This window comes from Prevotella sp. HUN102 (assembly GCF_000688375.1).
Taxonomy (GTDB): Bacteria; Bacteroidota; Bacteroidia; order Bacteroidales; family Bacteroidaceae; genus Prevotella.
In genome coordinates, this window is sequence record NZ_JIAF01000004.1 from 249,680 (window position 1) to 264,642 (window position 14,963).

Annotated in this window: 11 protein-coding genes; 2 read left to right on the top strand and 9 right to left on the bottom strand. The window is 46.5% G+C overall.

All coding sequences use genetic code 11. From position 1 onward, the window contains the following. Positions 1-118 precede the first annotated feature (118 nt). The 8 genes from guaB to P150_RS17520 all read right to left on the bottom strand — a co-directional run bounded on the left by guaB (position 119) and on the right by P150_RS17520 (position 11,946). Positions 119-1,603 (bottom strand): IMP dehydrogenase, encoded by a 1,485-nt coding sequence (gene guaB / locus P150_RS0105830; RefSeq protein ID WP_028896866.1) that lies wholly within the window; start codon positions 1,601-1,603, stop codon positions 119-121. Positions 1,604-2,445: 842 nt separating this feature from the next. Next, positions 2,446-4,626, bottom strand: coding sequence for a DNA helicase RecQ (gene recQ, locus P150_RS0105835; RefSeq protein WP_028896867.1), 2,181 nt, complete (start codon positions 4,624-4,626; stop codon positions 2,446-2,448). A gap of 102 nt (positions 4,627-4,728) precedes the next feature. After that, a complete protein-coding gene (gene clpX / locus P150_RS0105840; protein WP_028896868.1) occupies positions 4,729-5,961 on the bottom strand; it encodes an ATP-dependent Clp protease ATP-binding subunit ClpX in 1,233 nt (410 codons plus the stop codon). A 3-nt stretch (positions 5,962-5,964) separates the two neighbouring features. Beyond that, positions 5,965-6,630 carry an ATP-dependent Clp endopeptidase proteolytic subunit ClpP gene (clpP, locus tag P150_RS0105845; RefSeq protein WP_028896869.1) on the bottom strand — a complete coding sequence of 222 codons (666 nt, stop codon included), beginning with the start codon at positions 6,628-6,630 and terminating at the stop codon, positions 5,965-5,967. 442 nt (positions 6,631-7,072) lie between these two features. Further along, on the bottom strand, positions 7,073-8,440 hold the full coding sequence (gene tig / locus P150_RS0105850) for a trigger factor (RefSeq protein WP_028896870.1): 1,368 nt from the start codon (positions 8,438-8,440) through the stop codon (positions 7,073-7,075). 291 nt (positions 8,441-8,731) lie between these two features. Next, a complete protein-coding gene (locus P150_RS0105860) occupies positions 8,732-10,399 on the bottom strand; it encodes a formate--tetrahydrofolate ligase (RefSeq protein ID WP_028896872.1) in 1,668 nt (555 codons plus the stop codon). Positions 10,400-10,969: 570 nt separating this feature from the next. Continuing rightward, positions 10,970-11,800 (bottom strand): LPS export ABC transporter ATP-binding protein, encoded by an 831-nt coding sequence (gene lptB, locus P150_RS0105865; RefSeq protein WP_028896873.1) that lies wholly within the window; start codon positions 11,798-11,800, stop codon positions 10,970-10,972. Then, positions 11,779-11,946 (bottom strand): hypothetical protein, encoded by a 168-nt coding sequence (locus tag P150_RS17520; protein WP_155952951.1) that lies wholly within the window; start codon positions 11,944-11,946, stop codon positions 11,779-11,781. The genes lptB and P150_RS17520 overlap by 22 nt, the downstream gene beginning before the upstream one ends. A 173-nt stretch (positions 11,947-12,119) precedes the next feature. On the opposite strand from P150_RS17520, the gene P150_RS0105870 reads away from it, so the two are divergent. Then, on the top strand, positions 12,120-12,866 hold the full coding sequence (locus P150_RS0105870) for an ABC transporter permease (RefSeq protein WP_028896874.1): 747 nt from the start codon (positions 12,120-12,122) through the stop codon (positions 12,864-12,866). 123 nt (positions 12,867-12,989) lie between these two features. After that, positions 12,990-13,751: an ABC transporter ATP-binding protein gene (locus P150_RS0105875; RefSeq protein ID WP_028896875.1), complete on the top strand. Its 762-nt coding sequence runs from the start codon at positions 12,990-12,992 to the stop codon at positions 13,749-13,751. 798 nt (positions 13,752-14,549) lie between these two features. Here P150_RS0105875 and P150_RS0105880 read toward each other — a convergent pair. Beyond that, positions 14,550-14,948, bottom strand: coding sequence for a hypothetical protein (locus tag P150_RS0105880; protein WP_028896876.1), 399 nt, complete (start codon positions 14,946-14,948; stop codon positions 14,550-14,552). Positions 14,949-14,963: the final 15 nt, after the last annotated feature.

The window sequence follows — 14,963 nt, forward strand, 5'->3', positions numbered from 1 at the left end:
GTTTCTTCTTTGGTCTGCTTTCGTTTCAAAAACAGGCTTTTTGTATTTCTTTATTAATAGATAACCCCCAACTCTCCCCTGTATAGCGGGCAGAGCCGGAGACCTTTTGACTTATTTCTTATTCCGGACGGGAATAGTTCGGTGCTTCGCTGGTAATTGAAATGTCGTGTGGATGACTTTCCATAACACCCGCGTTGGTTATACGTGTGAACTTTGCACCGTGCAGTCTCTCGATAGATGCGGCACCACAGTAGCCCATACCCGAACGCAAGCCACCAACCAACTGGTAGATTACTTCCTGAACCGTTCCCTTGTAAGGCACACGACCGGCAATTCCTTCGGGAACCAACTTCTTGTTGTCGTTTACGTCGCCTTGGAAGTAACGGTCGCGCGAACCATTCTTCTGCTCCATAGCCTCCAAAGAGCCCATACCTCGGTAACTCTTGAACTTACGGCCGTTGAAGATGATAGTGTCGCCGGGAGATTCCTCCGTACCGGCAACCAACGAACCTATCATCACGCTGCTGCCTCCGGCTGCCAATGCCTTTACCACATCGCCTGAATAGCGCAAACCACCATCGGCAATCAACGGCACGCCTGTGTCCTTCAATGCAGAGTAAACATCGTAAATTGCGCTCAGCTGAGGAACACCGACACCGGCAACGACACGAGTGGTACAGATAGACCCCGGACCGATACCCACCTTAACAGCGTCGGCACCATTCTCAACAAGGAACTTTGCAGCATCGCCCGTCGCAATGTTTCCCACTACAACGTCAAGTCCCGGGAATGCCGTCTTCACATCGCGCAGCTTTCCGATAACTCCCTGTGAGTGTCCGTGAGCCGTATCAATTACGATAGCGTCCACACCGGCCTCTACCAATGCCTGTGCACGCTCCATCGTGTCGGCAGTAACACCGACACCGGCAGCCACGCGCAGACGTCCCTTGCTGTCCTTGCAGGCCATTGGCTTGTCCTTGGCCTTTGTTATATCCTTGTAGGTAATCAAGCCTATCAGATGATTGTCATTGTCTACCACCGGCAATTTCTCAATTTTGTTTTCCTGAAGAATCTGCGCCGCCGCACTCAGGTCTGTCTGAACGTGCGTAGTAACGAGATTCTCACCTGTCATCACCTCATCGATGGTCTTGTCCAGACGACGCTCGAAACGCAGGTCGCGATTGGTAACGATACCTACAAGATGATTGTCCTCATCCACAACAGGAATACCACCGATATGATATTCGGCCATCATAGCCAATGCGTCCTGTACCGTGCGTCCCTTACGGATGGTTACCGGATCGTAAATCATTCCGTTTTCCGCACGCTTCACGATTGCCACCTGACGAGCCTGATCCTCAATGCTCATATTCTTGTGAATCACACCGATACCACCTTCGCGGGCAATGGCTATCGCCATAGAACTTTCCGTAACTGTGTCCATCGCCGCCGTAACGAATGGGATGTTAAGTTCAATGTTACGAGAGAACTTGGTTTGCAACTCTACTCCCTTTGGGAGCACTTCGGAATAAGCAGGGATTAAAAGGACGTCGTCGTAGGTCAATCCGTCCATCACGATTTTATCTGCAACAAATGATGACATAGTACTTTAAGAAATTTATTGCGTGCAAATTTAGTAATAATAAATCACATACAGATTGATTTTCAAGAAATTCTATTGCGATATTAAAAGTATTTAACGGCAATGCTCTTTTTCCTTACAATTCTCAACGGAAAATCTTCGATACATTATTATGCCTAATCCGGGAATATATGTCTGATTAAGTCTACAACCAAGAGTTTAGATTATTTGCGAAATCAGCTAAATCTGCGTGAGTCTCATTCTTCCGCAAATTCCACAAATTGTATGAATTTAGTTTCGGCATTCCATTGCAAGAGGGTTTGACTGTTTCCGACTGTGAATTTTCTTTACAAAACGGCTTTCATAATGCGCTTATTTTGAAGAAAATATTTTTCATTTTCAAATATGCGAGTTATGAGCGTGCAGCTACAACATCATATATATCAGAAACTTATCCCTACGCAACAGATTTCTGTGCAATAAACCACCTCCAAAAAGTTCACATTCGGAACAATAAAACAGAATAAAAGACTATGTTTTTGCATTGATTCATCGCATATCTGCCTGTCATTCTTGCGACAATCGGCTGACGTTCTTCGCAAGAACGGCAGACAATCATCGTATGTTTGGATGCCAACTCTCGCAAAAATCGTTTTCAAGCGTCTGAATATGCTTCGGAAATCTCCAGATTGAAGAAACCAAAACAGGCTTTTTCGGGTAATAATCTCTTACATATCTTAACTCGAGTATTACCTATATGAATAAAAAAACTGCGTTGTCTGCGAAATCCGTGAGCTTGCTTTCTCACGGATATTCGCAGACAACGCAGGATATATCTTGCATTGCTGACAAGATGTCTTGCCTTAATTCGCCATTTCCGACAGGAATTTCACACGCACCAGTCGGATGTCTTCTTCGGAATAATCGCCGTCGAAGAAGTCTACTGCCGTATCAAGGTCGTCGGTTTCGCTGTCCATAAAGTAATCGTAGATTTCGTTTATCTTGTCTTCATCGTAGATGTCTTCGAGGAAGTAGTCGATATTGAGCTTCGTTCCGCTGTTCACGATTTCCTCAATCTTTGAAAGCAGATCGTCAAATTCGAGTCCCTCTGCGATTGCCAAATCGTCCAGTGGCAATTTGCGGTCGATTCCCTGAATGATTTTTACTTTCTGCATAGACTTCTTGGCAACGGTGCGCACACGGAGTTCTTCGGGACGTTCAATTCCCTTTTCCTCACAATACTGCTTTATCAGCTTGCAAAATTCAGCACCGTAGCGTTTTGCCTTGCCGGCACCCACGCCCTGAATGTTCTGCAATTCCTGTTCGTTGATGGGATACATCACTGCCATCTGCTCCAGAGAGGGGTCTTGAAAGATTACATAAGGAGGGATTTCCTGCTTGTGAGCCATCTTCTTGCGCAAATCCTTCAACATAGCAAAGAGTTCCGGATCGAGTACGGACGTGCCGCCAGACATTTCCTCCTCTTCCTCATCGGCCTTGAAGTCGGTATCCATCACTATCATAAACGACGACGGATTCTTGATGAACCGTTTTCCGGCAGCCGTCAATTTAATCAGTCCGTAGTTCTCTACATCTTTCTTCAGCAGTCCCTCGAGCAGGGCCTGACGGATAACGGGATTCCAAATCTTCGGATTCTCGTCTTCGCCCAAGCCAAATTCCTCCAGCAGGTCGTGCTTGTGGTCCTTAATGTCGTCGGTGCCCCGGCCTTTGATGAAGTTCACAACATACTCCTGACGGAAGTTTTCCTTCAGTGCCTTTACTGCCTTCAGCACGATAAGCAAGGCCTGTTCGCCTTCAATTTTCGTTTTCGGGTGCAGACAGTTATCGCACATTTCGCAATTACACTTCTGATATTCCTCGCCGAAATAGTGCAGCAGCAGCTTACGGCGACAGACAGACGATTCGGCATAAGCCTCCGTTTCCTGCAGAAGCTGACGGCCGATGTCCTGTTCCGCCACCGGTTTGCCCTCCATAAACTTCTCCAGTTTCTTGAGGTCGTTGCGGGAATAGAACACGATGCAGACACCTTCTTCGCCGTCTCTTCCTGCGCGTCCGGTTTCCTGATAGTAACCTTCGAGGCTCTTCGGTATGTCGTAGTGGATTACGAATCGCACATCGGGCTTGTCGATACCCATTCCGAAGGCGATGGTAGCCACAATCACGTCGATTTCTTCCATCAGGAAGTCGTCCTGTGTCTTTGAGCGTGTCTCCGAATCAAGCCCTGCGTGGTAAGGTGAGGCCTTTATATCATTCGCCATCAAAACAGCGGCAAGTTCTTCAACCTTCTTTCTTGACAGACAATAGATAATGCCGCTCTTGCCCGCATTCTGCTTGATGAATTTGATAATCTGCCTGTTGGTGTCGTCTTCGCTTTTCTTCGGGCGCACCTCGTAATAGAGGTTGGGGCGGTTGAATGAGCTTTTGAACTCGCTGCAACCATCTATTCCGAGGCTTTTCACAATATCCGTGCGCACCTTATCGGTGGCAGTTGCCGTCAAGGCAATAATCGGTGCCTTGCCAATCTGCTCGATAGCCTGACGCATCTTTCGGTATTCAGGACGGAAATCGTGCCCCCATTCCGAAATGCAATGGGCTTCGTCGATGGCGTAGAAACTGATGTTTACCGACTGGAAAAACTCTATGCTCTCTTCCTTGTTCAACGACTCGGGTGCTACATACAGCAATTTGGTCTTGCCGGAAAGAATGTCTTTCTTGGTTTGGTCAATCTCCGACTTCTTCAGCGTAGAGTTAAGGTAATGCGCCACTCCGTCATCTTCGCTCATTCCGTTGATGACATCCACCTGATTCTTCATCAGTGCAATCAATGGCGACACCACAATGGCCGTTCCCTCCATCAGCAGCGAAGGGAGCTGATAGCAAAGGCTCTTGCCACCACCCGTAGGCATCAGCACAAATGCGTCGTTGCCTTCCAGCAAGTTCCGGATAATAGCTTCCTGTGCGCCCTTGAATTTGTCAAAGCCGAAATAGTGTTTTAGTTTTTCTGTAAGATTAACCTGCGTCATTGTCAATAGCTTAGCGTATTCTTTTCATTTTATGGTATTGTCAGGATAGGACGGAGCATCTGCGAATCAGTATTCGCTGCCCTGCAAATGCTCCGATATGCCTTAACCCTGCTCCAGTTGCTGGAGATGGGCTTTGTCGAGTTGCTGACGAGCATAGTCGGCAGTAACTTCAAAGTTCTTCACACTGCGTGATGGAATCTCAAACATTGTGTCCATCATCACGGCTTCCACGATTGATCGAAGCCCACGGGCACCCAGTTTATACTCCACTCCTTTATCAACGATATAGTCCAATGCCTCTTCGGTAAATGTCAGTGCAATGCCGTCCATATCGAAGAGCTTCACATACTGCTTGATGATAGAGTTCTTCGGCTCTACCAATATCCTGCGCAATGCGTCGCGGTCCAACGGATTCAGATAAGTGAGCACCGGCAGACGACCTATGATTTCGGGAATGAGGCCGAAAGACTTCAGGTCTTGAGGGAGCACATACTTCATCAGATCCTTTTTGTCGATTTTCGCTACATTCTGAACGGAGTTGTATCCCACCACGTGTGTGTTCAACCGTTGCGCTATCTTGCGCTCGATACCGTCGAAAGCTCCACCACAGATAAAGAGGATGTTCTTTGTATCTAGGTGGATATAATCCTGATCGGGATGCTTGCGCCCACCTTTTGGCGGTACGTTTACCATCGTTCCTTCGAGCAATTTCAACAACCCCTGCTGAACGCCCTCGCCACTCACGTCTCGCGTGATGCTCGGATTGTCGCTCTTGCGTGCAATCTTGTCGATTTCGTCGATGAAAACAATGCCACGCTCGGCAGCGGCAACGTCGTATTCAGCCACTTGCAGCAAGCGGGAGAGAATGCTTTCCACGTCTTCGCCCACATAGCCGGCTTCGGTAAACACCGTTGCATCCACGATGGTAAACGGAACGTTGAGGAGTTTGGCAATGGTACGCGCCAAAAGCGTCTTACCGGTACCGGTAGAGCCCACCATTATGATGTTGCTCTTTTCTATTTCCACGCCGTCATCAGTGGTTTCCTGCTGCAAACGCTTGTAGTGGTTGTACACCGACACGGAGAGATAGCGTTTTGCTTCGTCCTGTCCGATGATATATTGGTCGAGATATTCCTTGATTTCCTTTGGTTTCGGCACTTTCTTCATATCGAAATCGGCCGTCTCGCTCTTGGTACTCTCGAGCACGCCCGATTCCATTACGATATTGTAGGCCTGCTTTGAGCATTCCTCGCAGATATACCCATTAAGACCTGTTATCAGGAGCTTTACGTCCTTTTCGCTTCTACCACAAAAACTGCATTTATTTTGGGGCATTCCTTACTTCTTTTTTGAATATACGTTGTCTATCATACCGTACTCCTTCGCCTCATCGGCAGTCATCCAGTAGTTACGGTCGCTGTCGTTCCACACCTTCTCGTAGCTTTGATGAGAGTGTTCGCTGATGATGGTGTAAAGTTCTTTCTTGAATTTCTGAATTTCCTTTGCTTCAATCTCGATATCGGAAGCCTGACCCTGAACGCCACCGAGTGGCTGATGAATCATCACACGGCTGTGCTTCAATGCCGAACGCTTGCCTTCCGCACCGGCAACGAGCAGCACCGCACCCATCGAAGCTGCCATACCCGTACAGATAGTAGCAACGTCGGAAGATATAAACTGCATTGTATCATAGATTCCGAGGCCTGCCGTCACGCTGCCACCGGGAGAATTGATGTAGATTGATATGTCCTTGCCCGGATCAACGGAGTCCAGATAGAGCAACTGTGCCTGAAGGGTGTTCGCCGTGTAATCATCAATCTGTGTGCCGAGAAAGATGATACGGTCCATCATCAGGCGCGAGAAAACGTCCATCTGAGTTACGTTTAGCTGGCGTTCTTCCAAAATGTATGGGTTCAGATATTGATTCTGTGCGCTCACAATGTCGTCGAGCACCATTCCGTTAATACCCAAATGCTTGGTAGCATATTTTCTAAAATCGTTCATTTATTTTCCTTTCTTATATAATTGATTAGACAAACAAGAGGCTTTTACCCCTTATATAATTTGCCTTTAATACAAAGATTATGCCATTAGAGACTATTATCCAAAGTATATGATAACACAAAGATACTCAAAAAAACAGTAATCTTCCAACAATTAAGCAACTTTTTTTGCAAAACTTTACGATACGGATGAGTGTTCGGGTGGCAAATGCAGAACATTAATACAAAAGAAGAATGTCAAAACCATCTGGGATTCATCTTATATCATACGCCATAAGCATTATACTATTAAGGTACAGGCATTGCTTTATCCTGACACACACGCTGCAAGACAAACCGAAAGAGCCTTAACACGCCAAGCCGTGAAGATACTGTAACGAAAAAGCGACAAAGAAGTTGCCTTCCTTGCCGCTTTCCTTATATCATTTCTTAACCTGCGAATATTACTCGCCGCTCAAGAGCTTGTTAAATTCGTCGATTGTAACAGTCTTGTTGTTCAACTTAACGATGCCCTTCAACGCAGCAGAGAGCTTGCGGTCGAGCGCAGCCTCAACGAATGAGTCGATATTCTCGCGCTTCTTGAGGATTTCCTCCGCATAGTTGTTCAGGTATTCATCGGGAACATTGTTCATACCGTACTGAGCAAACTGTGCACGAGCCATCAGGATTGCGCTCTCGCGAACGTCTGCATCCTCAACCTTGATGCCGTTAGCCACTGCCAACTGCTCCTTGATGAGGTGCCAAGTGAGTTCCTTAACGCTCTGCTCATAGTTCTTGTCTACAAATTCCTGCCCCTTATCCTGATTGTTAGCCAGCATAATGCGCTTCAGGATAGCGTCTGGGAACTGGAGTTCGCCCACCTTTTTCTCAGCGTAAGCACGAACATCCTGAATGAATTTATAGTTGGAATCGCCCTCAAGCTGACCCTTCAGACCCTCTGCAATAGTATCACGGAACTGCTTTTCGTCCTTGATGTCTGCTTCGGCACCATAGATGCTGTCCCAAAGTTCCTTGTTGTTGTCTGCGTTTACGAAACGAGAGATTTCTGTAATCTGATAAGAGAAATCGCCTTCGTGCTGAGCCACTTCCTCGCGCTTGATTTTCAGCAATGAAGAAACCTCTGCATCGTTTTCAGGATATGCCTTGCGAGGATTGAATGTGATGATGTCGCCGAGCTTAGCACCGTCGAACAGCTTCTTCTGGTCTTCCACCTTGATGTACTGTGGCATCAAGACTGCTGCCTCTACCGTAATGCCACCTTCAAGTGTATTGCCGTTTGCATCGAGTTCACGGAGGTCTCCCTTGAGCATATCGCGCTTTTCAGGATCAAACTCTTCAGCCTTGTCGTAGTGTCCTGCACGGCTGGCGAACATATCCACCTGCTGATCGATGAGCTTATCATCAACTGCGATTTCATAATAGTCAATCTTGTCCTTATTGGTCAATTCAATCTTGAACTCCGGAGCAACGGCAATGTCGAACTTGAACACGTAAGGAGCAGGCTTTTCCAAATCAACAGCTTCCTGTGATTCGCTGCCCATTGGCTGACCCAGCATCTGAATCTTGTTGTCAGCAATATATTTCTGGAGATTCTCGCCCAAAATCTTATTGATAGCATCCATCTTTACCTGTGGACCTACCTGACGCTTGATCATACCCATTGGCACCTGACCTGGACGGAAGCCGGGAATGTTAGCACGCTTACGATAGTCCTTGAGAGCCTTCTCAACCTCTTCCTTAAAATCAGCTTCTTCTACCGTGATGGTCATAAGACCGTTGATTTTGTCGGGATTTTCAAATGAAATGTTCATCTTTATTTATTATATTGTTTATTGTTATTTATCAAAAAGTACGAGCGTTTTCGCTATAAATCGTATGTATATAGCGACTTCGAGGCGCAAAGGTACTCAAAATTCTGCATAACTGCATAATATATAAGGAGAAAAAAAATATTTTTAAGAATTATAGCAACCGAAAAACGGGTTTCTCCAAATGCAGCAGCAGTATTTGCCCGTTTTCTGTTCGTCTCGGTTATCTCAACCACAAAAACCCCAACAAGCATTCTGCTCATTGGGGTTCGATTACTTTTTATATCTAAAACATCAAGAAAGACCTTCTATTACGCCATTCACTACATTGATTCGTTCGGCCTGCGGACTCTTCGGGAGTCCCGGCATACGCATAATGCTGCCTGCAACGGCTACAATCATTTCAGCACCGGCACTGATTACGAAGTCGCGGATGGTAATATCGAAGTCGGTTGGCATACCGTAAGCCTTCGGATCTTCCGAGAATGAATACTGCGTCTTTGCAATACAAACCGGGAAATGCTCCAGCCCCAACTCCTTGATGCTTGCCAACTTGGCCTTTGCGGCCGGCTTCAGAATGATTCCCTTAGCACCATAGATAATCTTTGCCACCTTCTCCACCTTTGTTTCGATAGGCTCGTTCTCCTCGTACATAAACTTCAGAGGCTTTGAAGGATTCTTCTCGATAGTATCAACTACAAGACGTGCCAAGTCTTCAGCACCCTTTCCACCTTCGCCGAACGCCGAATTCAGGGCAAAGCCTACGCCACGCTTCTCGCAATGCTCCTTAACGATAGCCAGTTCTTCTTCGGTATCGGTTGCAAAACGGTTCATACAAACGACAACCGTCTGGCCGAATGCCTCCATATTGTCAATGTGCTTATCGAGATTAGCCAATCCCGCACGCACGCCTTCGGTGTTTGGCAGCTTGATTTCCTTCTCGTCCACACCTCCGTGCATCTTCAATGCCTGAGCCGTGGCAACAAGAACCGTCAGCGCAGGCGACAATCCGGCCTTTCGGCACTTGATGTCCATAAACTTCTCAGCACCCAAATCGGCGCCGAAGCCCGCCTCCGTGATGCAGTAGTCGCTGAAGTTCATTGCCATCTTCGTGGCGAGAATACTGTTGCAGCCGTGTGCAATGTTTGCAAACGGACCTCCGTGGATGAACGCCGGCGTATTCTCAATAGTCTGAACAAGGTTCGGATTGATGGCATCGTGCAGAAGAGCAACGATAGAACCCGTTACGCCGAGTTGTTTCAAGTAGAGAGGCTTGCCCTCAAGCGTGATGCCGAGAATGATGTTGTCCAGACGGCGATGCAAATCTTCCTCGTCCTTTGACAGACAGAGGATAGCCATAATCTCGGAAGCCGGGGTAATATCGAAGCCACCTTCCGTGAGCAATCCGTCAGTACGTGCTCCCAAACCCGTGATGACGTTTCGGAGATTACGGTCGTTCACGTCGAGCACACGACGCCACAGGATTTCCTTCATACCGAAGCCTTCGTTCTGATGCTGATAGATATAGTTGTCCAGCAGGGCTGCAATCATATTGTTGGCAGAAGTGATGGCGTGGAAATCGCCCGTGAAGTGGAGGTTGATTTTCTCCATCGGCAATACCTGCGCATATCCGCCACCGGCTGCTCCACCCTTCATTCCGAAGCAAGGACCGAGCGATGGCTCTCTCAATGCAGGGATAGCGTTCTTGCCGATGCGCTGCATACCGAGTGCCAGACCTACGCTTACGGTGGTCTTGCCGTTGCCTGCCTTCGTAGGAGTAATGGCTGTAACGAGAATCAGCTTCGATTTCTTCACTCTTTCCTCGTCAATCAGTGTGTAAGGTACCTTTGCTATGTGTTTACCATACGGCTCAAGAGCTTCTGTTGGTACGTTTGCTTTCTTTGCAATACTTTCAATTAATTCTAACTTCGCTTCGTGAGCGATTTCAAAATCTGTCTTCATTATGCTTGATTTGGATTAACATTATTAGATTAATACGCCGTAAAATTAACCCATTTATTCTCAAAATACAAATTTTTTGAAAGAAAAAAATCAAAAATTGCACACTTTTATAACAATGTGAATATGCTTTGACACATAGAGTTTACAATTTGAGTTGCTAAAAGATGCAATGAAAGAAAAATCCGTTGATACTTTCCTGTAGTGAAAGAAAACCTGAGTTCGAGATAAACCAACAAGTATCTTTCTCAAAAATCTCACGGAATCACAGATATTTTTAATCCGAATTCAGATAGAATCAGGATAATTGTGTTGTGTGTTTCTCTGTTGGAGGAGATAAATTTATGAAATTCAGAAAGCCTATATAACTTAACAAACAATCTCACTCATAAGTAACTGATAATCAAATAATAACACATTCATTACCAAACGTGCGAAGATTGCGTTCCATTCTTCGCAAAAACGCATTTTATTCTTGCGAAGAATGGAACGCAATCTTCGGTTAATTGGAAACTGTGTTTCCATCAGCCTGAAACGGGTATTGCTCTGCTGAATGGAAACGACGCTAAACGCCTACATATCTTCGGCTGCTTCCTGTGCCCTCTTGCGCTCGTCGAGTAGCTGAAAGTCTTTCTTCTGGAGCACAAAGTCCGTACCGAGATATTTTTCCTTCACGGTCTTGTTGGCTGCCAGTTCCTCGGGCGTACCCTTGAACAGGATGCGTCCCTCGAAAAGCAGGTAGGCACGGTCGGTGATGTTCAGCGTCTCGTGTACGTTGTGGTCGGTAATGAGAATACCGATGTTGCGGAATTTCAGCCTCCATACGATGTGCTGAATGTCCTCAACGGCAATAGGGTCCACGCCGGCAAACGGCTCATCGAGCATAATGAACTTAGGGTCGATGGCAAGGCAACGGGCTATCTCGCAGCGGCGGCGTTCTCCTCCGGAAAGACGGTCGCCGAGATTCTTGCGCACCTTCTCCAGACGGAACTCGCGGATAAGGCTTTCCATCTTCTCCACACGTTCCCGCGCATTGAGTTTCGTCATTTCGAGCACACTCATAATATTGTCCTCAACGCTCATCTTCCGGAAAACACTCGCTTCCTGAGGCAGATAACCTATGCCGGCTTTCGCACGCTTATAGACCGGATAGTTCGTGATTTCCTGATCATCGATGAACACGTGGCCGTCGTTCGGCACCACAAGTCCCGTGGTCATATAGAAAGAGGTGGTCTTGCCGGCACCATTGGGTCCCAGCAAACCTACGATTTCGCCCTGACGCACGTTGATGCTCACGCCATTCGCCACCGTGCGCTTTCCGTATCGCTTCACGAGGCCTTCAGTACGAAGAACACTGCTCTTCTCTTCTTCGGGAGCAACTGTTATGTTTTCTGTTTCAGACATTGCTTGATGATTTTTAATGGAGGCTGACGCTGCGAGCGTTGGGTTGCAAGGCTGCTTGCCGGGAGTGGCAAACTGGGCAGTCCGCAATCGGTCTTCTCCCTCTTGTCCCTGTCCTCACGTATCCTTGCCAACTTACCAACCCGCATCCCTGCCGAATTGTCGCCTTGTTTATCTCATCAACCCTCCAACTCTTTCCAATGCTGCAAAAGTAGTAAAATAAACGCTAATAACGTGGAGATATGCTAAAACTATTGAATATATTGCAGTTTTTTAGTGGATTTTGGTTACTTTTGCATCTACAATTAATAAAGATTTCAAAATGCTTATACTCAATTGGCTGTCCACTTTCGGCAAGTATCTGCTCCTGATGGGACGCACTTTCAGCCGACCGGAGCGTTTTCGTATGTTCCTGAAGCGATACGTTAAGGAAATGTCGCAGTTGGGTGTCGATTCCATCGGCATCGTTCTCCTCATCTCTTTCTTCATAGGAGCCGTCATCTGCATTCAGATCAAGCTGAATGTGCAGAGCCCTTGGATGCCGCACTGGGTGTCGGGCTACGTTACGCGAGAGATTATGCTGCTCGAATTTTCATCGAGCATTATGTGTCTGATTCTCTCCGGAAAGGTAGGCTCAAACATTGCATCCGAACTTGGCACTATGCGCGTAACGCAACAGATAGACGCTTTGGAGATTATGGGCATCAATTCCGCAAGCTACCTCATCCTACCAAAGATTATCGGGCTTATCACGATTATGCCGTTCCTCGTTATCTTCTCGGCAGCCACGGGCGTTGTCGGTGCGTATGCCACGGCTTATCTGGGACATATCATCACGCCTGCCGACCTGACATCGGGCATTCAGCACTCCTTCAATCCGTGGTTTATGTATATGAGCATCATCAAGGGGCTGTTCTTCGCCTTCATCATCGCGAGCGTATCGTCCTATTTCGGCTATACCGTGAAGGGTGGTTCCGTAGAAGTGGGCAAATCATCGACCGATGCCGTGGTCAGCTCAAGCGTATTGATATTGTTCAGCGACGTGTTCCTGACGCAGATGCTGAGTTGAGCGCCCATATCCCAATAACCATTCCATCAGGAACTAACGGAATTACCGCACAAATGTCCCAATCGTACATTTGTCTTAACTCCCCTTCACTCCTTTAACTCCCTTTCACTCCTAACAATAAACATGATCGAAGTAAAACATCTCTATAAATCTTTCGGAGAAAAAGAAGTTCTCCACGACATCAACACCGTTTTTGAAGACGGCAAAACCAATCTCATCATCGGACAAAGCGGTGCGGGAAAGACCGTGCTGATGCAGAATCTCGTAGGACTTCTCGACCCGACAAGTGGCGAAGTGCTCTACGATGAGCGTAATTTTGTGAATATGAGCAAGAAGGAAAAAATTCTGATGCGCCGTGAAATGGGAATGATTTTTCAGGGTTCAGCCCTCTTCGACTCGCTTACCGTACTTGAAAACGTTCGGTTCCCTCTTGATATGTTCTCGAATATGACGCTCAACGAGCGACAGAAACAGGCTATGAAATGTCTGGAAAGAGTGAACCTCAAGGGTGCTGAAGACAAATATCCGGGCGAAATATCCGGTGGTATGCAGAAGCGTGTGGCGATTGCGCGTGCCGTAGTGATGAATCCCAAGTATCTTTTCTGCGACGAGCCGAACTCCGGACTCGACCCCAAGACTTCGCTCGTCATCGACCAACTGCTCTCAGACATCACAAAGGAATTCAACATTACCACCATCATCAACACGCACGATATGAACTCGGTAATGGGAATCGGAGAAAACATCATCTTCATCAGCGACGGACGAAAGGAATGGCAGGGCAACAAGGACTCCGTAATTTCGTCGAACAACAAGAAACTCAACGACCTCGTATTCGCTTCCGACCTGTTCAAGAAAGTGAAGGCTGCCGAAATGGAAGGCTAGAGCCAAACGCTCATCGCCTACACACACCTATCTTGCCCCCTTAACAGCCAATTCACGCCAATGCCTCTCAGGAAACATTGGCGTGAATTGTATATCTATACTTCGCTTTGGCATAGCTGAACGATTCCACTAACCAAGATACTTACAAGCAAATCTTATCTTCCCATCATATAATTGCAGCCTTAACTGCGTGCCATTTCTTCAATATAGAAAGTGGTTTTCTCGTGGTCTTGCTCTCTTAGCAACTTGTTTGCCCCTGTTCCTTTTGTAAATTCCCTTTACCAAAAATCGGCTTCTGAAAATTTTCAATATAGGAATTAGAAGGGAGTATTTTGAGACTTATGACCTTGATTTTTAATGATTGCTATTCGTTTCTCCGAAGACCATTTTGCAATCGTACGAAGAACGCAATGCAACTTTGCGAAGAATGCACGACAATCTTCGCAAGAATGGAACGAAAACTTACGAGATTTAACGCTTTTAAAATGTTCATTTCATCATATTTATTGCTCATTATGAGAACTTTTCATCCTACAAGGCATTGGCTTTATTGGGAGTGAGAGAATAATACACTATTAATCAGTAAGTTACAAAAACGCTCATAATTCGCGTATTTGAAAAAAATAAATTCTTGCTCCGAAATATTGAAGCTATGAAAGGGCTTTTGTAAAAATCATTCATAGTTTTCCCAGTTCAGATTATTCTCAAATCCATAACTCTCTCAAAACAAAGCAAGCCACACACTCACAGATGAATGTGTGGCTTGCATTTATATTCGGTTCCTCATCGGAACATCGGTTATCGCATATACCATATTCCTTTTTTCTTCAGCATCGGCACAATTACCTGTTCGGAGGTGGAATCGGCGAAGTGGAGAACGAGGAACACGCTTGCAGTACTGTCTTTTTCGGAGAGCTGCGTGTTGCTGATAGTGATGGAATCAACGCCCTTGTGCGCTTCCTTCTGTTTGTCCATAAACTGCTTGTAGTTCGACAGCATTTGCTTCTTGTAGTCTTCGGGAATACGGTCGGGCATATTCACTCCTTCCAGAAAGTGTTCTGTCTTCCCGGATATCAAATCCTGATAATAGAGTTTGGCTGCATTTGCTGCCAATGTGCCCTGATCGAGCTCAGCATCCTTTCCGTTACAGGACACAAGCATTGCGATTGACAAGATTACGTATAATATATGCTTCACGACGATTGCTCCCAG

Excerpts from the sequence above, each read along its gene's own strand:
- guaB (WP_028896866.1), bottom strand. The coding sequence starts at position 1,603 with ATGTCATCATTTGTTGCAGATAAAATCGTGATGGACGGATTGACCTAC.
- recQ (WP_028896867.1), bottom strand. The coding sequence starts at position 4,626 with ATGACGCAGGTTAATCTTACAGAAAAACTAAAACACTATTTCGGCTTT.
- clpX (WP_028896868.1), bottom strand. The coding sequence starts at position 5,961 with ATGCCCCAAAATAAATGCAGTTTTTGTGGTAGAAGCGAAAAGGACGTA.
- clpP (WP_028896869.1), bottom strand. The coding sequence starts at position 6,630 with ATGAACGATTTTAGAAAATATGCTACCAAGCATTTGGGTATTAACGGA.
- tig (WP_028896870.1), bottom strand. The coding sequence starts at position 8,440 with ATGAACATTTCATTTGAAAATCCCGACAAAATCAACGGTCTTATGACC.
- P150_RS0105860 (WP_028896872.1), bottom strand. The coding sequence starts at position 10,399 with ATGAAGACAGATTTTGAAATCGCTCACGAAGCGAAGTTAGAATTAATT.
- lptB (WP_028896873.1), bottom strand. The coding sequence starts at position 11,800 with ATGTCTGAAACAGAAAACATAACAGTTGCTCCCGAAGAAGAGAAGAGC.
- P150_RS17520 (WP_155952951.1), bottom strand. The coding sequence starts at position 11,946 with ATGCGGGTTGGTAAGTTGGCAAGGATACGTGAGGACAGGGACAAGAGG.
- P150_RS0105870 (WP_028896874.1), top strand. The coding sequence starts at position 12,120 with ATGCTTATACTCAATTGGCTGTCCACTTTCGGCAAGTATCTGCTCCTG.
- P150_RS0105875 (WP_028896875.1), top strand. The coding sequence starts at position 12,990 with ATGATCGAAGTAAAACATCTCTATAAATCTTTCGGAGAAAAAGAAGTT.